We start from the raw sequence: 19,938 nt of genomic DNA on the forward strand, positions 1-19,938 counted from the left end.
TATATGTTGAAGAAATTAGTAGCAGGAACATTAGTAGCGGGTTTTGCATTAACTGGAGGACTAGGTGTGGTAAGTGCTGAAGAAAAAAGCAACACAATTAAGTCATTTGATTATTTAAAAGTGGATGAACAAAATGTTAATTCATTTGCAAAATTAAATGATCAGGATAAGAAAAACATCCAAATTACTATGGTATTACCAGAGCAAAATGAAAATGGGGATTGGCTAGCTTATGGTTTTACTAGTCGTGAAACATTAGATGCGTATATTGAAAAGGATAAAAAAGCAATTAAAAATAAAATTAATCCTTTAGGTAGCGGTGCTGGTAGTACTGATTTTTATGAACATAAAGATAAAGGTGGCCAATACATTTACTGGAGCAGCGGATTTAAAAACTTACCGTCTAGCTGGAATGACAGAATTTCTTCTGTAAGTACAGCGTCACCTTCTGCAAGTTATTCAACGACACTTTGGGAGCACACTTCAACACAAGGATATGGAAAAGGCGTTTTATTTAAACACGCTGATTGGTACGGTAAAACTGCTAATTTAGCTGCTGATTGGAACGATATTACTTCAGCGATTGAAATTAAATAGTAATAAGACATTTAATTTCTTCTATAAAAATTCAAACCACTATTCTCTCTTTCATTTAGAGAATAGTGGTTTATCATATTTCTATTTAAGCATGTACAGCATGTCCTACTGCTTGCATTAACGCTTCATGAATCGCCTCAGATAAAGTTGGATGTGCTGCAATATAATCTCTCATTATATCAGCGGTAACTTCTGTATGAATCATTACAGTTCCTTGTCCAATAAGTTCAGTGGCATGAGGACCAATAATAGAAATCCCTACAATTTCTTGGTATTTAGGTTCCACAATGACTTTTACTTTACCCATTTGTTCGCCAATAATAAGCGCTTTTCCGTTTACTGTAAAAGGAAATTCTCCAATTTGCATGTCACCGTACTGCTCTCTTGCATCTTTTTCTGTTAAACCGACACTAGCAATTTCTGGAGCTGTATAAATACAGCGAGGTACAGCATGGTAGTTTACTTTTACATCTTCTCCACTCGCGTGTAATGCTGCCGTAGTTCCTTCATGGAAGGCAACGTGAGCAAGCTGAATTCCACCGATCACATCACCAGCTGCGTAAATATGTGATACGTTCGTTTGCATATGTTCGTTCACAGCAATCCCTTTATTTGAAAACTGAACCCCTGCTTTTTCTAAATCTAATTGTTGTACACGTGGTTTTCGGCCGACAGAAATGAGAACATATTCCGGGTTAGCTTCTTGGATACTACCTTCATATTCAAATGAAGCTTGCTTCTTATAATTATTTAATCCTTTTAAAGCAGCTCCTGTAAATATTTCTACGCCATCATTTTCTAATTTCTCTCTTAAAATATGTGCGATATCTTCATCTTCACCTGGTAATAATTGCGGTGCCATTTCAACAATCGTAACTTTTGTCCCAAGGCGACTATAAATACTTGCAAACTCACATCCTATTACACCACCGCCAACGATTAACAATGAAGATGGTACACTCTCAAGAGACATCGCATGGCTACTATTTAAAATCCATTTTCCATCAAACGGAGCGAATGGTAATTCTGTAGGTTCGGAACCAGCTGCGATAATAAACCTCTCTCCATCCACTACTTCTTCTTTATTTCCTTGTACAACTCGCACACGATGATCCGTTTCGAATTTCGCTTTTCCTTTTACAACTTTAATTTTATTTTTCTTCATTAAATATTGTATTCCTTGGACGAGTTGCATTACGATTTGTGATTTCCTTGCCTGTATTTGATCCCAATCAATTGATATACTTCCTGTATTAAGCGTAACCCCATAATCATTCGCTTTTCTCACAATGTCATGCACTTCTGCACTTTCTAACAATGATTTCGTCGGCATACACCCAACATTTAAACACGTTCCGCCAAGGTCAGCTTCATCAATAAGAGTGACCTCTTTTCCATTTTGAGCCGCGGTAATTGCCGCTACATATCCAGCTGGTCCGCCTCCAATTACAACTAATTTACTCATTCTCTCACCTTCTCTTTATAAAAGAATTGTTATAGGTTCTTCTAAATAATATTTAATTGTGCGTAAAAATGCAGCTGCTGGTGCACCGTCTAGTACACGATGGTCGAATGTTAAACTTAAAGGTAACATACTACCTTTTTTAAAATTTTTCCCTTTATATACAGGAACATGTTCAATTGCGCCAATACCTAAAATACCAGTCTCAGGTGTATTTAATACAGGTGTGAAATATTCAATACCAAAGCTACCTAAATTACTAATTGTAAATGTCGTTCCGTGCATATCATCACTACTTAAGCTACCTGCTCGCGCCTTTTGTGCCATATCCTTAATCTCTTTAGACAACTCTACTAAAGATAAATTATTTGCAAAGCGAATAGCTGGAACGACTAATCCTTTTTCTAATGCGACTGCTATGCCTAAATGCACATGTTCAAATTGATGAATGGCATCATCTATATAAGCGCTGTTCATTTCTTTATGCTCTCTAAGCGCTAATACAACAGCACGAGAAACGAAATCCGTAATGGTTAGTTTGTTTTCGTATCGTTTTTGCACAACTTCCGCTATGTCTTTATGTAATGCAACTAAATCTGTAACATCTACTTTCATCGTTAACGTTAATTGCGCACTATTTTGTAAGCTTGCATGCATACGACTCGCAATTGCTTTTCTCATACCAGTAACAGGAACGACTGTACTTTCTTCTTGTTCAGGTACTTCTGGATTTGCTACTCTTTCTTCTAGCGCCTTTAATACATCTGCCTTTGTAATCCTTCCGCCAGGACCTGTACCAACTAATGCCTTGATATCCAGATTTTCAGACTTTGCAATTTTCTTCGCTACAGGTGAAATTTTAATTCTTTGCTTCGCTACTTCTTTCCCATTTGGTTCTTGATTTTGTACTTCTATATTAGATGTTTTTTCTTCTACCACATGTGTGCTTTCCTGCATTTCTACTTTTTCATTTGGTTTACCGATGTAGCAAATTACAGTACCAGGCGGCACTCCTACATCTTCACTTACAGCTATATCAAGTACCGTACCATCAGCTGGCGCTTCAATTTCCGTTTCAATTTTTTCTGAATTAATACTAGCAATTAGTTCTCCTTTTGCTACATTATCGCCTGCTTTAATATTCCAGCTCGTAATAATACCTTCTTTCATCGCCATACCTAACTTCGGCATTACAACTTCTACAGCCATGTGTCTCTCTCCCTTCTCATCGTTTTATTACACATGTAATAAAGATTGGTCTCCAATCATTTCTGATACAGTTTCAATTACTTTTTCTGGCGTTGGCAAATACAACTTTTCAAGTGGTGGTGAGAACGGAACAGGTGTATGTGGTGCTGTAATTCGTTTAATAGGTGCATCTAACAAATCAAAACCTTTATCCGCTACAATTGCCGCAATATCTGTTGCGATACTACATCTTGGATTCGCTTCGTCAATAACGATAAGACGATTTGTTTTTTCAACAGATGATAAAATAGTATCTTCATCAAGCGGTGATAAAGATCGTGGATCAATTACTTCTACTTCAAGCCCCTTTTTCGATAATTGCTTTGCAGCTGCAAGTGCTGTATGAACTTGTTTTCCGATTGCGACAATTGTTACATCAGAACCTTCTCGTTTAATATCTGCTTTTCCTAAAGAAATTGTATAATACCCTTCCGGCACTTCACCTTTCATATTGTAAAGTGTTTTATCTTCAAAGAAGATTACCGGGTCGTCATCTTCAATTGCCGCTAATAATAAGCCTTTTGCGTCATATGGAGTAGAAGGAACGACAACTTTTATACCTGGAATGCTCGTAAATAAGGCATACAAACTTTGTGAATGTTGTGCAGCTGCGCTAAAACCTGCACCGTGCATCGTACGTACCGTAACTGGCACTTTCGCTTTACCACCAAACATATAGCGGAATTTTGCACCTTGGTTTAATACTTGATCAAGACAACTACCAATAAAATCATTAAACATTAATTCAGCTATCGGACGTAACCCAGTTGCAGCAGCTGCCATCGCAGCTCCCATATAACCCGCTTCAGAAATTGGTGTATCCAATATACGATTTCGGCCAAACTCTTGTACAAGTCCTTTCGTAACACCAAGAACACCACCCCAAGCTTCATCATCTTGCAGATGATCAACTTGTGCACCGCCTGCAACGTCTTCACCTATTAAAATTACATTTTCATCACGACGCATTGAGATTTTCATTGCTTCATTAATTGCAGTTGACATACTTACTGTTCTAGTCATATTTTTTCACCCTCCTCTTATTTGTAAGAAACGTATACATCTTTTAATAATTCTTCATCGTCTGGGTATGGACTATTTTCACTAAATTCAATGGATCTTTGTACTGCATCATCTACTGCTTTTTCCATATCAACAAGTTCAGATTCCGTTAATAAATCTTCATGAATTAAATGCTTACGGAAATTCACAATCGCATCTTTTTCATTTAAATGTTCTTCTTTTTCTTCTGATATTTTATATGTTTGCGCTTCACCTTCAAAATGACCGTAATTACGATATGTCATACATTCAATAATTGTTGGACCATCACCATTACGCGCACGTTCCACTGCTTCTGCAGCAGCTTTATATACAGCTAGAAGATCTTTTCCATCTACTTGAACGCCTGGAATATTATAAGCTTTTGCACGATCCGCAATAGAATCACAACTTGAAGCATATTCAAATGTAGTTGCTTCACCGTAACCGTTATTTTCTGCAATAAAAATAACTGGTAACTTCCAAATCGCCGCTAAATTAACCCCTTCATGGAATGTTCCTTCATTATTTGCTCCGTCACCGAAGAAACAAACACTTACATCTTTTGTTCCTTTATATTTAGCTGTCAATGCTGAACCGCAAGCAAGTGGGAAACCCCCGCCTACAATGCCATTAGCACCAAGCATTCCTTTATCTAAATCCGCAATATGCATGGAACCGCCTTTACCTTTACATAATCCTGTCGCTTTCCCGAAAAGTTCAGCCATCATACCATTTAAATCACAACCTTTTGCGATACAATGTCCATGACCTCTATGTGTACTTGTAATACTGTCACTATCCGTTAAGTGGGCACATACACCAACTGCTACCGCTTCTTCACCTGCGTATAAATGAACGAAACCTGGCAAAACGCCTTGCGCGAACAATTCATGTACCTTATCTTCAAACTTACGAATCTCTAACATTTTTTCATACATCCAACGAGCTTGTTCTTTCGTAATTTCATTCCCTTTACTTTCAGTTGTTTTTAACATGTCCAGCCCTCCTATTTTCTTGATCATCTTTTATATTGCAAGTACCGTGCCAAATTCTAATCCTTGATTTAATAGGTTTTCTCTTTTCTTTCATAATAAAAAAGTGGACAAAATGAGACATCTGTCTCGTTTTGTCCACTTTTGTTCACCTAATTTGAGAACTATTATTTTATTCATTATCAAAGCTCCGCTGTAATTTTCGGATGTAAATAATTTGGCCAATATGATATGCATTATGAGTTGTTACATTCGCTAACACTTCCCACCACTTTGCAGAAACAGGAAATCCTACTACATCACTTTCAACCTTTTCTTCATTTATAAGATTTTGCCATTGTAACAGTTTTTCTAGTAGTTTTTCCCGTAATTCATCGAAAGTTTGATTATCTGAAAGCATAAAACTTTTGTTATTATCTCCTATAGAGGGTACTGCATTAACATTTGATTCTTTATACCTAGTTTGCCACGTAGAGTTCCAATACAGTAAATGTTGTACAATTTCAGCTATACTATTACACTCTTCATTCGGTTTCCAGAAAGCTTCCCTCTCAGATAAATCCTTAACTGCATCTGAAAATGGCATATACCAACTGGGATCATTTGCATTTGCTAATAACTGATCTGCTAATACATCTTTCACATGGACCATTTTTCTTCCCTCCTGTTAAAAAGATTCATTTCATGACAATACTCACTTCTCTAAATACGCTGAGTTTGTAAGATTTCCTCTTTTTAAGCATAACCCCATACATATGCACATAAAGAAACCGAAAGCACCTAATACATAAGCTAATGCATAACCACTTCTCTCAATAACCCAGCCCGCAATTCCAGGTCCAATCATTTGCCCAACTGCATAGAAAACAGATATAAAACTAATTGCCATTGAGACATATTTCGGAGATACTTGCTTTGAAGCTGCAACTTGAATTAATAATAGTATACCTCCGAGGCTAGAACCCCAAATAATTGCCGACACGATAAAACCAGTTATATTTCCAAATATAATTGGAGCCATATCACCTATAATAGCTAATAAAAGCGCACTACATAAACTCTTCTTTATACCAATTCGATCCGAAATAAATCCCCAGACAGATGCTCCTACGATTGAAAAGATGCCAGCAATTGCATAAACAGTCCCCGAAATTGATGCTGAGATACCACTATCAATCATAAAACTAGTTTGATATAAATTTGGAATTAAATATACAACACCAACAATAAAATACATCCATGCAATGATATATAGTTCTTTCGTTTTCCATAAAAACGATTTATTACTCATTTTTTGCTCATCTTCAGTAACTTCTGGATTTTTCAAAACAACTGAAGCGGCAAATACAATGATACATGTAATAACTCCAAACAAAAACCATGCACCACGCCAACTATACTCAGGAAATGTGCGCACTACATAAGGAACAATTATTCCACTAAATAGCATACCTATACCTGCACCGCTTAATAACAGTCCCATTACAGTTCCTCTTTTGTCTGGAAACCACCCTACCGTTATTGACATGAGTGGTGTATATACAAGAGCACTACCAGCTCCAGCACATAGCATACAAAAAGCAACTATCCAAAACGAAGAAACAAACGCTAATCCCATTAAGCTTATAACGACGAACCAACTGCCTATTAATAAAACTGATTTTGCGCCAAAACGGATAGTAAATATTCCAGATGTTCCTACAGTTAATAAATAACCTAAAAAAAGTATGGTTCCTAGCATACCTGATTGAGCCGTAGATAAGTGAAGTCCTTCCTGCATAAATGGCAGTATAATTCCATATGCCATACGGGCGAAACCAGTTGTTGTTATAATAAGAAAGATTCCTATTAATACAAATATCCAAAAATGACTTTCATTCCGCTCTTTCATTTAAATTCCTCCATAAAAAATTATTTCCAATTGGATGTTGATTGTAATTATAATGATTATGACAAAATACAACTACCAAATGGTGGAGGAGTTTACGGTATAACGGATTTTTAATACATACGCAAAATTTCAGAAGGTTTCATTCCATATTTCTTTTTAAATGACTCTGAAAAATGACTAATATTATTGTATCCAACAGCAACTGCCGTTTCGGTCACATTACTAGTTCCCGAACGCAATAAAAGCATTGCTCTTTCCATTCGCTGTTCTCTTAAATATGCAAATGTGGACGTGCCAAATAATTCTTTAAAACCAATTTTTAATTTATAATCATTTAATCCTACTATTTTAGCCAATTCTAATAATGATGGGGGTGACTCCATTCTTTGAAGTAAAATTTCTTCAGCTTGTTTTATTTTATTTAAATCCTTTTTGGATAATTGGCTCCTTTTATTTGCATCACGATCATTCAGTAATACTTTCCCAAAGTATATAGAAAGCAATTCGAGCGCTTTACTTTCTATTTCGAGTTGATTAATACGATCCTTTTGGGGATTCTCTAACATTCTCTTAATAATATTAGATGTTAGGGCATCAATGGGGGTTTGAAACTTTTTAAAAGATTGATTTCCTATTATAGTATGAAAATCATGACTTTTTTCAATAGCACAATTTAGCATGAAATGATTAAACAACTGTACAGGAATTCCAATTGCTAATGAATATAGTGGAGTTTCTTTTTCATATTCAAATAGAACTTCAAAGTCATTCATAAAATATAAATAGCTATTCCCAGCCATTAATTTATTTGTAGAGTAACCAACTTGTACTTCCCCGGATCCTTGTAAACAAAAATTAAGTTCCACCATTGCTGCATCCGATGCAAATTGAATGCGATGGTTTTTATGAAACTGGTAATTTGATAGCACTATTTCCATTCCAGAAAACGAGCTCCACCTTCGCACTTCACCCATACCTATTGTTTTTGGCACATACATATATCTTTCTTCTACAACTTGTAACCCATGAAAATATTTACTAAAAATATCATGAAAACTGTTAGTCTTCATGAAATCCACACTCCTTTTATATACAAATTACAATCAATTGATAATTATTTTCAATTATAACAAATATCTTTATACAATAAATAGCTTTTACCTTTATATCTCGTTATGATAAAAGAAAAAGAAAGCGAGCCGACAATGAATAAAAAAATTGCAATTATTACTGGGGCTTCAAGTGGATTCGGCCTATTAGCAACGCTTGAACTTGCGAAAAAAGACTATTTAGTCATTGCTACAATGCGAAACCTAGAAAAACAAGGAACCTTACTATCTCAAGTTACTGAACTCAACTTACAGCAAAATATAAAAGTTCAACAATTAGATGTAACCGATCAAAATTCTATACATAACTTCCAATTATTTTTAAAAGAAATACAAAAAGTAGACCTTCTTGTTAATAACGCAGGATATGCAAATGGGGGCTTTGTAGAAGAAATTCCAGTAGAGGAATACCGCAAACAATTTGAAACGAACCTATTTGGGGCTATATCAATTACCCAGCTTGTCTTACCGTATATGAGAAAACAAAGAAGTGGAAAAATCATTAATATTAGCAGCATTAGCGGCCAAGTTGGATTCCCTGGTTTATCTCCTTATGTATCTTCAAAATATGCATTAGAAGGCTGGAGTGAATCACTTCGCTTAGAAGTAAAACCTTTCGGAATAGATGTTGCTTTAATTGAACCAGGTTCTTATAACACAAACATATGGGAGGTTGGGAAACAACTCGCTGAAAACCAATCTGATACAACATCTCCTTACAAAGAGTATATGGATAAAATACAAAAACATATTAATAGCGGCAGTGATACATTTGGTAATGCGATAGATGTTGCTAATAAAATTGTAGAAATTGCTGAATCTAAGCGTACAAATTTACGATATCCAATCGGTAAAGGTGTGAAATTTATGATCTTTGCGAAGAAGATTCTTCCTTGGAGATTGTGGGAATATCTTGTTTTGAGGAGTTTTAGGAAGTTGTAAATAAAAAGAGTAACTATCAAGATAAATAATGGTAGCTACTCTTTTTAAATATTCATCATAAAAAAACAAAACGATATTAATATGTAGAAAGAGGATCAAAATAAAGTAACATTGAAACCATAAAAACAAATGCAAAGAATCCAATTATAGAAAGAATATATTCCTTTGTTTCTCTGTTATACTTCCATTCCATCCATACGCGTAATAAGGAAATTGCTCCAAAATAAGTAAGTACAGCAATTCCTATATTAGCATTTTCTACTTTGAACAGATAAATAAAACTTACTATAAGATATATGATAAAAAGACCTATTTCTAATTTTACATGTAAACCATTTATATGTTTATATATCCAAACATTCCCCTTTGGCATATTTAATTTTTTCCTTAAAAACTTTTCTAAAAAATATCCTCCAATTATCATACTAATAACTATAATCCAAATAGTAGAGTTGCCCATTGCATTCCCTCCTATTAAATTAATTATGTTTTCGTAACAAAGTGGACTATATAATTTTTTAATGTTTCGATAATATCTTCATTTTCTTTATGCTTACTTCTTTAGTAGTAGTTTTATCAAGACATGTTTTATGTATTGTACAACAACAATCTATTTCCCATCCTTTTCTTCGGGATGTATAACTTTTTTCTTGCTATTTTTTCAAAATGAATGCAGATAGTACTCATAAAATTAATAGAGTTATTTTTCTAATTGACAAAAAAACTATCCTTTTATTTTCTTACTTTCATTTTCTCCGGCTGATCACTCGGATACGTAGCATTCCTTTTATTTTCTACGTCCCAACTAATTATAGTCGCACTATCACGTCCCAACTGATGATGCACGTGTTCTAAAACATTGTGAATATTTTCTTTAAGTGTTTTATCATTTCTGTTCATAGCATTATACAAATTTACAGGTATTTCATATCGGCGTTCCCCGCATTCTAATACTCCATCTGTCACCATTACAATTCGGTTCTTTCCAGTACGTAATTCACGAATACCTGATGAATAGCAAGGAACAGGTAAATCAAATGTGTTTACATTTCCAATCCATTCGTAAAAATGACGTTGATTTAATGCATATTGTCCTAACTTATGTAACTCTTCATGAAATACATACACTAAACAATCACCGATAGAAAGCCACCATATACAATTTTCTTTCCTTACACATAGTATGCAAGCTGTTTCACCTTTAATTTTTTTGCACTTTTCCTTAAATGAAGATGCCTGAAAAATTGTCAGTATATGATTTTCAACAGATTGAAACACTGTATTAATTGGTTCATTCAAAATTACTTTTATATTTTCATATTCTTTTTCGATTGTATTTACTACTAAATCAACACTTTCTGCACTATTATGTCCATCTAATATAGCTGCAAATTCCCATTCGCCATTTGACCAAACTAATGCACCATCTTCATTCTTTTTCGCTCCAGCACTTATATTCCCACCATATTTACCAAGTACAATATCACCATATTGTTTAACTGAAATTTCTCCTAAACACATTTCTATATTTCCAACCCATGAATATTGTGTATTATTTTTTGTATGCATACTCATTTACCATATACTTTCGTATTCTTTCACATAGTTTTTTTATTTTCTCTTCGTCACCATATGGTGCGCCAGTCCATTTCGCTATCTCGGTTGGTGACCAAAACTCTTTTGGTGTATTCGGATAACGCGGAATAATGTGCATATGCATATGTGGTACACCATTTCCTGAAACAAAAGTGTAAATATGCTCTGCACCTTCGCTTTCTTTTAGCGCTTTACTTACTCTACTTGTTATAAGTCCGAACGCTTTCGCTTCTTCATCTGTTAGTTCAGCAAGGCCAGGTACATGTCTTTTTATATCTATCATTACATAACCCAGGTATGTTTCTTCACTATCCCAGTGGACATGTCCAACGTAAACGAGTTCATCTTCGTAAATAGCTCCACCTGGAACTATAATATTTCCTATATGTTTTTTGCAAATGAAACAGTTTTGTTCTATTTGATTGTTTGTTGACATATCCATCACCTTCCTTTTCATATATAATATCACAAAAAAAGGAAAAACAGGTTTAGTATTCTGAATTTTCATTCTTTTGATACAACAATTTTTGAAATGAATTTACATCTCATTATTTCTTCAAAAACGCAATCCCAATTATAATCCCAATCACAATTCCGATTACTAAATTATTTGTAAAGTGCCCTTGAAATACACCAATTACAACTCCTATACCGACACCTATTGCCAAAGCATCATTTCTTTTTTTATTTTTAGCCAAAATTACATCTCCTCCCATCATTTCTCCCTAAATAACATACATTTACTTGAATGTATTAATATAAGGACTATCTCGCTTAAATATTTCCAAAAAATGTACTGTAACTTCACATACAATATTTTCCATTTTCTGTACATACTCCTTTTATATTGGAAAATTTTCAAGTAACTATTAATTATACATAGGCATTTACTATAAGAAAGCTTCGTAATTTATTGAAGGAGGAACGATTCAAATGTATCCTCATTGGAATCCAAATATAAATCAACAGTATGTTTATTCCCCTCATCCCGCAAGGAATACATTGCATCATGATTCACAATATATGATGCAGCGTATTGCAAGTCTTGAAAATCAATTAACTAAATTAATCTCATTAATCGAGGAAAATAATCAATTAATTAAATCAATGGAACAACAAAAAACCAAGTTTGTGCGCCAGCTGGAGGTTCTGTTATCGTTCGTATGTGATCTGGATGCAATAAAAAACACACTTTGTATTATAAAAGTGTGTTTTTTATTCATTATTTTCTTTTCGTATGGAACCCTTGTGTAATTCGATCTAATATAATTGCGATTACTACGATAGCTAATCCAGCTTCAAATCCCATTCCGATATTAACTTGTGTTACAGAGCGATATACATCAACTCCAAGTCCTGGAGCTCCTACAAGTGATGCTGTTACAACCATCGATAACGAAAGCATAATGCTTTGGTTCACACCAGCCATAATCGTTCCGGTTGCAAGTGGTAATTGTACTTTAAATAGTTTTTGTGATGCTGTGGATCCAAATGCATTCGCTGCTTCAATTAAATCTTCTGGAACTTGTCTAATTCCTAAGTCAGTAAAACGAATTGTCGGTGGCATTGCAAAGATTACTGATGCAATAATTCCAGGTACTACACCTACTCCGAAAAATGTAATCGCTGGAATAAGGTATACGAATGCAGGCATTGTTTGCATAAAATCTAATGTTGGTTTTAAAAATTTTGAGAAACGTTCATTTTGAGATGCTAATATACCAATTGGAATTCCGACAATAATTGAAATAATAACAGACGTAAGTACGAGTGCCAATGTTTGCATCGTTTGTGCCCAGTAGTTAATATTCAAAATAAATAATAATCCAATAAGCGTAAAAATGACTAAAGATAATTTCCTCGTTGTGTACCAAATGAGGAAACATAAGATAATAATCATCAATATGGCGGGTATTATTGTTAAAAAATTAGTGAGTAAATCAACAAATCCGCCAATAATATAAGAGAATCCTCGGAATAAGCCTTCAAAGTGCTCATATAAACTTGCAACAAATGAGTCGACCCATTCCCCTAATGGAATCCGCGGTATACTATTCATCGTCTTTCACCTCTTCCTCAATGTTTCCTGCAAGAGCTTGAATGACACTTTCGCGTTTAATAATTCCTCTTAGCCTTTTCTTCTCATCGATTACTGGTAACGGATATTTCATCTCTGCCATTTTTGCATATGTCTCTTCCAGTAAAGTATCCAAATACACATGCGGAATATCATTAAGTAATAAATCAGCAATCGGCCACTGTTTTTGTACTGCTTTACTCGCATCATCCGCAGTTAATATACCTAAAAACTCATACTTTTTGTTTACAACATATACAGTTGAAACACCTGCATTCCTCATAATTTGAAGGGCTACACGAGGTCCACGATCAATTAATAAAGTTTCTGGTCGTTTTAAAATAGACTCCGCCGTAATTACTTTTCCTAAATTCACATCCGCAACAAACTTTTCTACAAATTCATTAGCGGGGCTCATCATAATTTCTTCTGGTGTTCCAATTTGGACGATTTCTCCATCTTTCATTAATGCGATACGATCTCCAATTCGAAGCGCTTCGTCTAAATCATGCGTAATAAATATAATCGTTTTTTCCATTTTATCTTGTAACTCTAACAATTCATCTTGCATTTCTTTTCGAATAAGTGGATCTAATGCACTGAATGACTCGTCCATTAGTAATACATCTGGATTATTCGTTAGTGCCCTTGCGATTCCAACGCGCTGTTGCATACCACCACTAAGTTGACTTGGGTAATTATCTTTATGATGATCGAGTCCTACTAACTGTAGCGATTCTAACGCTTTTTTCTCTCGCTCTTCAACCGGAACTCCTTGTATTTCTAAACCATATGCAACATTTTGTATAACTGTACGATGCGGAAATAGAGCGAATTTCTGAAATACCATACTCATTTTCGTTCTTCTTACTCTCCGTAACTCTTCTTTTCCCATCGTTGCGATGTCTTCACCATCTATGTATATATGACCTGCAGTTGGTTTAATCAATTGATTTAACATACGAACTAGCGTAGATTTCCCGCTACCAGACAAACCCATAATAACGAAAATCTCTCCAGAGTAAACTTCAAACGTTGCTTTTTTCACCCCAACGTTCATTCCTGTCTCTTTTAAAATTTCCGATTTACTTTTTCCTTCTTTTAATAAGGAAAGGGCCCTTTGCGGATGTTTCCCGAATACTTTTGTTACGTTTTCAACACGCACCTTTGTATTATCCATGTCACTACTCCTTTTCTACCCATCTATTCACATAGTGTTGCGATTTTACCAAGAAATATTACATAAAAATGACATTCATAAGATTTCTTTAAAATTCTCGTTTCCGTTCATAATAAGAATGCTTACTTATACATTTATTTTATAAGGCAAACGTTACTTAGGAGGTTTTCGATGCGAAAGAAAATTTGGTTTATATGCCTTGCATTATTTATTACTATGATTTTCACTTCATGTAATGCAACAAATGCAAATTCGAAAGGAAAAATTAAACTTGGTGTAACAAGTTGGAAAGAAAATATTGCAACCGCAAACATGTGGAAAGTTTTATTAGAAGAAAAAGGCTACAAAGTTGAGCTCATGTATTTAGAAAAAGCCGCAATTTGGACTGGTGTCGCTCGTGGTGATGTTGATGCGAATTTAGAAGTATGGCTACCAGTTACAGATAAACCGCTAAACGATCGTTATAAAGATGATATTGTCTTAAAATCAAAATGGTACGAAGGTACTGGACTAGGTTTAGTCGTCCCTTCTTATATGAAAAACATAAACAGTATCGAAGATTTAAATGCTCATAAAGATGAACTAGAGAATAAAATTGTCGGTATCGAACCCGGTAGTAGTCTTATGAATTTAACGAATAAAGCAATGAAAGAATATGATATAAAACTAAAACTTGTCCAATCCTCTGAAGCTGCGATGATGAGTGAACTAAAGAAAGCATATACGAAAAAGAAACCAATCGCTGTTACGCTTTGGAATCCGCATTGGGGCTTTTCAGAATTTGACTTAAAATATTTAAAAGACCCTAAGAAAGTATATGGTGAAAAAGATGACATTTATTACTCTGTTCGTAAAGGTTTCGAAAAAGACCATCCGGATATCATAAAATACTTTGACAAATGGAAGATGAACGATGAACAGCTTGGTACATTAATGGTCGAGTTAAATAAAACGAAAGATCCCGAAGAAGCGGCGCGAAAATGGATTAAGAAGAATCAAGCGCTAGTTGATGAATGGATAAAAGATTAATAAAAATAGGCTAGAGGGTTAGCATATCCTCTAGCCTGTTTTTAACTTATTTTTTCGTAACAACGTTATCTACAATCCCATATGCCTTCGCTTCTTCTGCAGTCATAAAATAATCTCTTTCTGTATCATGTGCTACTCTTTCAATCGGTTGCCCCGTTTTTTCTGCAATCATTTTATTAATATCATGCTTTAACTTTAATATTCTTTTCGCAGTTATTTCAATTTCTGTTGCTTGCCCTTGTGCACCACCAAGCGGCTGATGAATCATAATTTCACTGTTAGGGAGAGCAAACCGTTTTCCTTTTGCTCCTGATAATAATAACAATGCACCGAATGATGCCGCAAAGCCCATGCATAGCGTTTGCACATCTGGTTTAATTAAATTCATCGTATCTAATATTGCAAAACCTGCTGTCGTTGAACCGCCAGGGCTATTGATGTATAAGAATATATCTTTTTCTGCATCTTCTGCTTCTAAAAATAATAATTGCGCTACGACACTACTCGCTACTTGATCATTAATTTCTGAGCCGATAATAATAATGCGGTCTTTTAATAACCTTGAATATATATCATAGGAACGTTCTCCTAATTTTGTTTGTTCTACTACATATGGAATTGCATTCATTTTAAATCCCTCCAATACTTGTTATGCTGCGTAAAGCATATAACTGTAGGAAGAAGGGTTTTTCACATTAAATAATAAGACTGGCTGTTTAGATGGTAATTTAGTAAAATCTATTGTCGGAAGAAGCTTCGTTAATAATTCTGGTCTTTCCTCACGAATAGATGTTACAACAACTTCAATATCCTCTGTGAATTCGACTATCTCAATCCCTTCTTCACTTACAGTTTTCAGCCTATTTCTACTCCGAAATAAAGAAGCTTTCACTGCACCTTCTGATACAGAACACACTTTAGCAATATCAGCGATACTATATTGAAAAACATCTTTTAATAATAAAATTGCGGATTGCTGTACATTTAATGAAGACAATACTTTCCCTACCATTTCATGCAAATCTGCAATGTTCTCATGTGGTTCTTCAAAAGTGATTTGTCCTCTTATTTTTTCATGAACAGACTTAGACTTCATCTGATCTAACCAACGATTTCTTGCTATTTTATAGACGAGTGTCATACAAATATCTTTATTTCTATATTTTCGAAGCACTTTACACACTGTTTCTTGGGCGAGATCTTCCCCATCCCATTTGTTTTTCGTTAAAAAAGTACAGTATCTTTTTAACTCTCCATATTGTTCAATTAAAAAGTTTATATTTGAATGATTCATATCGATATGATTCTTTAAAACATGAGTTACTTTTGTGCACAAAATAACCACTCCTTTTCAGCGCTTACTTAATAAACGATTCAACATTAAAAAAAGTTACGGGGATATAAAAAAATAATGTTTATGTTCAATAATTCGCGGTCATAAATATGTTATGTACAATTTTACGTGAGGAGGAACAAATTTGCCAAAATTAACAATTGAAGGTGCGGGAACTTTTGATGTGAAAGAAGGAACAAAGTTAGTATTAGCAATTGAAGATAGCGGTGTCAACATTCTTCATCGTTGCGGCGGGAATGCACGTTGTACAACTTGTAGAGTAGAAATACTAGCAGGTGATTTCTGTGAAGCGAGTGCGAATGAGAAACATGCAATGACGGAAAAAGGAATTGAAGATCATTTACGATTATCTTGTCAAATGCGTGTACATAAAGATATAGTCGTTCGTCCGGTACTTACAGTTGAAAATTCAGGTCTTGATGCTGGGCCACGCCCGGCGGAGTAAAGTGATGAATTTAAAACAGCTCGCTGGCGAATATGCTGCTAACTTTGTAAATGATGGCATGAAAATTGGGCTTGGTACAGGTTCTACTGTATATTGGACAATACAAAAATTAGGTGAACGTGTAAAAGAAGGATTATCATTTCAAGCTGTACCAACATCAAAGGAAACTGAAGCATTAGCACAGCAACTAAATATCCCCCTAATTTCGTTAAACGACGTACAAAGCCTTGATCTTACAATTGATGGAGCGGATGAAATTGATTCAAATTTACAACTTATAAAAGGCGGTGGTGGTGCATTACTTCGTGAAAAAATCGTTGCCTCTTCCTCTAAAGAACTAATTATCATTGCTGATGAATCGAAATTTGTAACACATTTAGGTAATTTTCCATTACCTGTTGAAATCATCCCTTTTTCATGGAAACAAACCGAAAATAAAATTCAGTCTTTAGGGTGTCAAACCACATTACGTTTGAAAAATGATGAAACTTATATAACCGATAACAATAACCTGATTATCGATTGTATATTCCCTAATCATATTTCTAATCCTGCCCATTTACACACCCAATTAAAAATGATTACTGGTGTAGTTGAAACAGGGTTGTTTATAAGTATGACGAGTACAGCAATTATTGGTACTAAAAATGGGATAAAGAAATTGTAATAAAAGCTAACTTTTTAAAGTTGGCTTTTTAGTATGTTCTTCTTCTCTTAATAGTGCTTTATTATGATATACTAGGAAAACGCAAACTGATTACACTAGAAAGGACTGAACATTTTGCAATCCAAACTTATAACAGAACTTGCTGATTTAGAAACTGCCTTTCATATTCGAAAAGAAGTATTTGTAAAAGAACAAGGTGTCCCTCTTGCAGATGAATTCGATACATTCGATGAAATCGGAGAGCAATGTAAACATATTTTAGTTTATTATCATGAACTTCCTGTAGGCACAGGTCGTATACGATTTGTTGATGGTGTCGGAAAATTAGAACGTATTTGTATTTTAAAAGATTATCGTACATACGGATTAGGTAAAGTCATCATTCAAACGTTAGAAGAACTTGCTCGTAACGAACAAGTTACGAAAGTGAAACTACACGGTCAAACACAAGCTGAAGGATTTTATAAAAAATTAGACTATGAAACTTCTTCTGATATATTTATGGAAGATGGCATTCCGCACATACTTATGACGAAAATGTTATCATAATAAAAAGGGTAGTATATGAATCTTATGTATTCATACACTACCCTTTTTTATTAATAGAAAAGTGAATTCTCAAGATTACCTTTTGCATCAAAGCCCATCATCTCTTAGTTCATACCTAAGTAAAGCTTACACTGTTTTCCATAATGATAATGCATAAATCCAGTTTGGATCACCATTTCCTTGATAACTCTGGACTGCTTCATATACTTTTCCTTCGTGTAAAACTCTATCTCCCTTTTTATATGCTTTTTTTGCATCCCACGCTTCATATGAAGCGCTTTCGGTTTTTGTAGTAATTGTGAATATATCACTCTGTACGGATTCATTTCCAGCTACATCAACAGCTTTCACTACATATTTATAAGTAGTATTAGCGAGCAGATTTTTATCCAAATAAGAAGTTGTATTGGATGTTGCAATCTTTTTCATTGATCCTTCTGTTTCTCTATAAATATCATAATGGTCTACACCAATATTATCGTCAGATGGACTCCACATTAAATCCACACTTGACGCTGTCGTTCCCATACTATGTAATCCTTTTGGTTGTGTTGGTGCTTCTGTATCAGGAGTCTCAACTGTCGTTTTTACTGTAAGCGCTGTACTTTCTGTCGATACATTGCCAGCTGCGTCAATTGCTTTTACAGTATAAGAGTATTCTGTACTTGGTTGTAACTTCTTATCAATAAAATGAGTCCCTGGTACTGTATCAATCATCTCTCCGTTACGGAAGATTTGATATCCTTTTACCCCTACATTATCCGTAGAAGCGTTCCATGTTAGTTCTACACTATTCGCTGTTACTTTTTGCGTCTGAAGTCCATTTGGAATACTTGGTGCTTCTATGTCTGGTTTCACATCATTAATAAGATTAACATCAATTACATTATAGAATGCATTTGCTGTATCAGCTACATCCCATACTGCTAAAATCACATGATATCCACTACGATCAGTAGGTACATTGATTTTATGAGTTAAATTATTTGAAGCTGCAGAACCATCATGTTGTACAGTTCCAATTGGTTCGAAATCTGCTCTTGTTAGCGCTTTATTTGGATTCCATCCTTTTTTAGTAATATAGTAATGCCACTTACTCGTTAAGTGAGGCGCAGTATACTTCCAAGTAAATGTATTTTCCCCACCAGTGATTGTATTTTTAAACCAACGATTTGCTGTTTGTTGATCTAAAATACCACCAAATTTTCCGCCTGCTGAAGCAATTTGTCCATCTACTGGACCACCTTGTGGGAACCCTTTTGGAGCTTCTAAACTTTGTGGTTCATACATAACACTTCCACAGTTTACATTTAGCGCACCATAAGTTGGACTACATAAAGCGGATCGGCTACCGGGCTTTTCAACAAAACCGTGCGCATAAGCATTTTGAGGAATAAGTGTCGTACTAATAATTCCAGCTGTTAATGCTACAACTCCTAAACTTTTTTTGTTCATTTTCATATTTTGTAGTTGTTTTAAAAATCGATTATTCATGTTCATGTCCCCTTCTTGTTATACTTTGTAGTGGAATGTGGGCTTTGATGTAAAAGAATAACAAGAGACAAACTTGTACCGATGTATGTGTTAATTATGCATACACCGCAGTGAAAATATATTTTTTCCTTGTGAAATATTTCACTTTATGAATATATCATGACATAGAACTCGCCTAAGCATGTGCAGAAGTTGTGCAGAAACAGTGAAATTATTACTAACATATAAAACCACATCCTGAAATCATAAATTAAAACTTTAA

General features: G+C 34.6%; 22 protein-coding genes and 1 pseudogene. 7 read left to right on the forward strand and 16 right to left on the reverse strand.

Features of this window, described 5'->3' with window-relative positions; genetic code table 11:
- The first annotated feature begins 3 nt into the window (after positions 1-3).
- Positions 4-597, forward strand: a complete 594-nt coding sequence (locus ABWK52_RS13615; RefSeq protein ID WP_061656032.1) for a hypothetical protein — start codon at positions 4-6, stop codon at positions 595-597.
- A gap of 85 nt (positions 598-682) precedes the next feature.
- Here ABWK52_RS13615 and lpdA read toward each other — a convergent pair whose 3' ends face one another.
- The 7 genes from lpdA to ABWK52_RS13650 all read right to left on the reverse strand — a co-directional run bounded on the left by lpdA (position 683) and on the right by ABWK52_RS13650 (position 8,304).
- Positions 683-2,062, reverse strand: a complete 1,380-nt coding sequence (lpdA, locus tag ABWK52_RS13620) for a dihydrolipoyl dehydrogenase (RefSeq protein WP_098541910.1) — start codon at positions 2,060-2,062, stop codon at positions 683-685.
- A 15-nt stretch (positions 2,063-2,077) separates the two neighbouring features.
- A complete protein-coding gene (locus ABWK52_RS13625) occupies positions 2,078-3,268 on the reverse strand; it encodes a dihydrolipoamide acetyltransferase family protein (protein WP_098541912.1) in 1,191 nt (396 codons plus the stop codon).
- 27 nt (positions 3,269-3,295) lie between these two features.
- Positions 3,296-4,330, reverse strand: a complete 1,035-nt coding sequence (gene acoB, locus ABWK52_RS13630; protein ID WP_000198907.1) for an acetoin:2,6-dichlorophenolindophenol oxidoreductase subunit beta — start codon at positions 4,328-4,330, stop codon at positions 3,296-3,298.
- A gap of 17 nt (positions 4,331-4,347) precedes the next feature.
- Positions 4,348-5,346 carry an acetoin:2,6-dichlorophenolindophenol oxidoreductase subunit alpha gene (gene acoA, locus ABWK52_RS13635; protein ID WP_098022667.1) on the reverse strand — a complete coding sequence of 333 codons (999 nt, stop codon included), beginning with the start codon at positions 5,344-5,346 and terminating at the stop codon, positions 4,348-4,350.
- 169 nt (positions 5,347-5,515) lie between these two features.
- Positions 5,516-5,995, reverse strand: a complete 480-nt coding sequence (locus ABWK52_RS13640) for a DinB family protein (protein ID WP_098541914.1) — start codon at positions 5,993-5,995, stop codon at positions 5,516-5,518.
- Between the two features lie 42 nt (positions 5,996-6,037).
- Positions 6,038-7,234: an MFS transporter gene (locus tag ABWK52_RS13645; RefSeq protein WP_000664566.1), complete on the reverse strand. Its 1,197-nt coding sequence runs from the start codon at positions 7,232-7,234 to the stop codon at positions 6,038-6,040.
- A gap of 110 nt (positions 7,235-7,344) precedes the next feature.
- Entirely contained in the window at positions 7,345-8,304 is a 960-nt protein-coding gene (locus ABWK52_RS13650; RefSeq protein WP_000856359.1) for a helix-turn-helix transcriptional regulator, read from the reverse strand.
- Between the two features lie 135 nt (positions 8,305-8,439).
- On the opposite strand from ABWK52_RS13650, the gene ABWK52_RS13655 reads away from it, so the two are divergent.
- The gene (locus tag ABWK52_RS13655; protein WP_218010714.1) at positions 8,440-9,285 is read left to right on the forward strand and encodes an oxidoreductase; all 846 of its coding nucleotides are present in this window, start codon (positions 8,440-8,442) and stop codon (positions 9,283-9,285) included.
- A 76-nt stretch (positions 9,286-9,361) separates the two neighbouring features.
- Here ABWK52_RS13655 and ABWK52_RS13660 read toward each other — a convergent pair whose 3' ends face one another.
- The 4 genes from ABWK52_RS13660 to ABWK52_RS13675 form a co-directional block, all read right to left on the reverse strand.
- The gene (locus ABWK52_RS13660; protein ID WP_000528450.1) at positions 9,362-9,745 is read right to left on the reverse strand and encodes a DUF4181 domain-containing protein; all 384 of its coding nucleotides are present in this window, start codon (positions 9,743-9,745) and stop codon (positions 9,362-9,364) included.
- Positions 9,746-10,017: 272 nt separating this feature from the next.
- Positions 10,018-10,854 carry a PP2C family serine/threonine-protein phosphatase gene (locus ABWK52_RS13665; RefSeq protein WP_353771958.1) on the reverse strand — a complete coding sequence of 279 codons (837 nt, stop codon included), beginning with the start codon at positions 10,852-10,854 and terminating at the stop codon, positions 10,018-10,020.
- Positions 10,838-11,338, reverse strand: coding sequence for an HIT family protein (locus tag ABWK52_RS13670; protein WP_003284488.1), 501 nt, complete (start codon positions 11,336-11,338; stop codon positions 10,838-10,840). The genes ABWK52_RS13665 and ABWK52_RS13670 overlap by 17 nt, the downstream gene beginning before the upstream one ends.
- Before the next feature lie 91 nt (positions 11,339-11,429).
- A complete protein-coding gene (locus ABWK52_RS13675) occupies positions 11,430-11,597 on the reverse strand; it encodes a hypothetical protein (RefSeq protein WP_000508470.1) in 168 nt (55 codons plus the stop codon).
- Between the two features lie 217 nt (positions 11,598-11,814).
- Here ABWK52_RS13675 and ABWK52_RS13680 point away from each other — a divergent pair.
- Positions 11,815-12,050, forward strand: a pseudogene (locus tag ABWK52_RS13680) (hypothetical protein).
- 53 nt (positions 12,051-12,103) lie between these two features.
- Here the strand turns inward: ABWK52_RS13680 and ABWK52_RS13685 are convergent.
- Together ABWK52_RS13685 and ABWK52_RS13690 are read right to left on the reverse strand one after the other, a co-directional pair.
- Positions 12,104-12,940 (reverse strand): ABC transporter permease, encoded by an 837-nt coding sequence (locus ABWK52_RS13685; RefSeq protein WP_001084760.1) that lies wholly within the window; start codon positions 12,938-12,940, stop codon positions 12,104-12,106.
- Positions 12,933-14,138 (reverse strand): quaternary amine ABC transporter ATP-binding protein, encoded by a 1,206-nt coding sequence (locus tag ABWK52_RS13690; RefSeq protein ID WP_000370606.1) that lies wholly within the window; start codon positions 14,136-14,138, stop codon positions 12,933-12,935. Before ABWK52_RS13690 ends, ABWK52_RS13685 begins: the two co-directional genes overlap by 8 nt.
- Before the next feature lie 171 nt (positions 14,139-14,309).
- Here ABWK52_RS13690 and ABWK52_RS13695 point away from each other — a divergent pair, with 171 nt between their 5' ends.
- Positions 14,310-15,167: a glycine betaine ABC transporter substrate-binding protein gene (locus ABWK52_RS13695; RefSeq protein WP_001227619.1), complete on the forward strand. Its 858-nt coding sequence runs from the start codon at positions 14,310-14,312 to the stop codon at positions 15,165-15,167.
- A 46-nt stretch (positions 15,168-15,213) separates the two neighbouring features.
- Here the strand turns inward: ABWK52_RS13695 and clpP are convergent, their stop codons facing one another.
- Both clpP and ABWK52_RS13705 read right to left on the reverse strand, forming a co-directional pair.
- Positions 15,214-15,795, reverse strand: a complete 582-nt coding sequence (clpP, locus tag ABWK52_RS13700; protein ID WP_000991611.1) for an ATP-dependent Clp endopeptidase proteolytic subunit ClpP — start codon at positions 15,793-15,795, stop codon at positions 15,214-15,216.
- A 21-nt stretch (positions 15,796-15,816) separates the two neighbouring features.
- Positions 15,817-16,503 carry an RNA polymerase subunit sigma-70 gene (locus tag ABWK52_RS13705; protein WP_000337520.1) on the reverse strand — a complete coding sequence of 229 codons (687 nt, stop codon included), beginning with the start codon at positions 16,501-16,503 and terminating at the stop codon, positions 15,817-15,819.
- Positions 16,504-16,645: 142 nt separating this feature from the next.
- Between ABWK52_RS13705 and ABWK52_RS13710 the strand changes: the two genes are divergently transcribed.
- The 3 genes from ABWK52_RS13710 to ABWK52_RS13720 all read left to right on the forward strand — a co-directional run bounded on the left by ABWK52_RS13710 (position 16,646) and on the right by ABWK52_RS13720 (position 18,182).
- A complete protein-coding gene (locus ABWK52_RS13710) occupies positions 16,646-16,966 on the forward strand; it encodes a 2Fe-2S iron-sulfur cluster-binding protein (protein WP_001125388.1) in 321 nt (106 codons plus the stop codon).
- Between the two features lie 4 nt (positions 16,967-16,970).
- Complete coding sequence (gene rpiA, locus ABWK52_RS13715) at positions 16,971-17,633, forward strand: ribose 5-phosphate isomerase A (RefSeq protein ID WP_001049986.1); 663 nt, start codon at positions 16,971-16,973, stop codon at positions 17,631-17,633.
- 114 nt (positions 17,634-17,747) lie between these two features.
- Positions 17,748-18,182: a GNAT family N-acetyltransferase gene (locus ABWK52_RS13720; protein ID WP_001190864.1), complete on the forward strand. Its 435-nt coding sequence runs from the start codon at positions 17,748-17,750 to the stop codon at positions 18,180-18,182.
- 126 nt (positions 18,183-18,308) lie between these two features.
- Here ABWK52_RS13720 and ABWK52_RS13725 read toward each other — a convergent pair whose 3' ends face one another.
- Entirely contained in the window at positions 18,309-19,676 is a 1,368-nt protein-coding gene (locus ABWK52_RS13725; protein ID WP_001065164.1) for a lytic polysaccharide monooxygenase, read from the reverse strand.
- Between the last annotated feature and the right edge of the window lie 262 nt (positions 19,677-19,938).

This window comes from Bacillus sp. AP50, assembly GCF_040492675.1.
Taxonomy (GTDB): domain Bacteria; phylum Bacillota; class Bacilli; order Bacillales; family Bacillaceae_G; genus Bacillus_A; species Bacillus_A cereus.

Excerpts from the sequence above, each read along its gene's own strand:
- ABWK52_RS13615 (WP_061656032.1), top strand. The coding sequence starts at position 4 with ATGTTGAAGAAATTAGTAGCAGGAACATTAGTAGCGGGTTTTGCATTA.
- lpdA (WP_098541910.1), bottom strand. The coding sequence starts at position 2,062 with ATGAGTAAATTAGTTGTAATTGGAGGCGGACCAGCTGGATATGTAGCG.
- ABWK52_RS13625 (WP_098541912.1), bottom strand. The coding sequence starts at position 3,268 with ATGGCTGTAGAAGTTGTAATGCCGAAGTTAGGTATGGCGATGAAAGAA.
- acoB (WP_000198907.1), bottom strand. The coding sequence starts at position 4,330 with ATGACTAGAACAGTAAGTATGTCAACTGCAATTAATGAAGCAATGAAA.
- acoA (WP_098022667.1), bottom strand. The coding sequence starts at position 5,346 with ATGTTAAAAACAACTGAAAGTAAAGGGAATGAAATTACGAAAGAACAA.
- ABWK52_RS13640 (WP_098541914.1), bottom strand. The coding sequence starts at position 5,995 with ATGGTCCATGTGAAAGATGTATTAGCAGATCAGTTATTAGCAAATGCA.
- ABWK52_RS13645 (WP_000664566.1), bottom strand. The coding sequence starts at position 7,234 with ATGAAAGAGCGGAATGAAAGTCATTTTTGGATATTTGTATTAATAGGA.
- ABWK52_RS13650 (WP_000856359.1), bottom strand. The coding sequence starts at position 8,304 with ATGAAGACTAACAGTTTTCATGATATTTTTAGTAAATATTTTCATGGG.
- ABWK52_RS13655 (WP_218010714.1), top strand. The coding sequence starts at position 8,440 with ATGAATAAAAAAATTGCAATTATTACTGGGGCTTCAAGTGGATTCGGC.
- ABWK52_RS13660 (WP_000528450.1), bottom strand. The coding sequence starts at position 9,745 with ATGGGCAACTCTACTATTTGGATTATAGTTATTAGTATGATAATTGGA.
- ABWK52_RS13665 (WP_353771958.1), bottom strand. The coding sequence starts at position 10,854 with ATGCATACAAAAAATAATACACAATATTCATGGGTTGGAAATATAGAA.
- ABWK52_RS13670 (WP_003284488.1), bottom strand. The coding sequence starts at position 11,338 with ATGAAAAGGAAGGTGATGGATATGTCAACAAACAATCAAATAGAACAA.
- ABWK52_RS13675 (WP_000508470.1), bottom strand. The coding sequence starts at position 11,597 with ATGGGAGGAGATGTAATTTTGGCTAAAAATAAAAAAAGAAATGATGCT.
- ABWK52_RS13685 (WP_001084760.1), bottom strand. The coding sequence starts at position 12,940 with ATGAATAGTATACCGCGGATTCCATTAGGGGAATGGGTCGACTCATTT.
- ABWK52_RS13690 (WP_000370606.1), bottom strand. The coding sequence starts at position 14,138 with ATGGATAATACAAAGGTGCGTGTTGAAAACGTAACAAAAGTATTCGGG.
- ABWK52_RS13695 (WP_001227619.1), top strand. The coding sequence starts at position 14,310 with ATGCGAAAGAAAATTTGGTTTATATGCCTTGCATTATTTATTACTATG.
- clpP (WP_000991611.1), bottom strand. The coding sequence starts at position 15,795 with ATGAATGCAATTCCATATGTAGTAGAACAAACAAAATTAGGAGAACGT.
- rpiA (WP_001049986.1), top strand. The coding sequence starts at position 16,971 with ATGAATTTAAAACAGCTCGCTGGCGAATATGCTGCTAACTTTGTAAAT.
- ABWK52_RS13725 (WP_001065164.1), bottom strand. The coding sequence starts at position 19,676 with ATGAATAATCGATTTTTAAAACAACTACAAAATATGAAAATGAACAAA.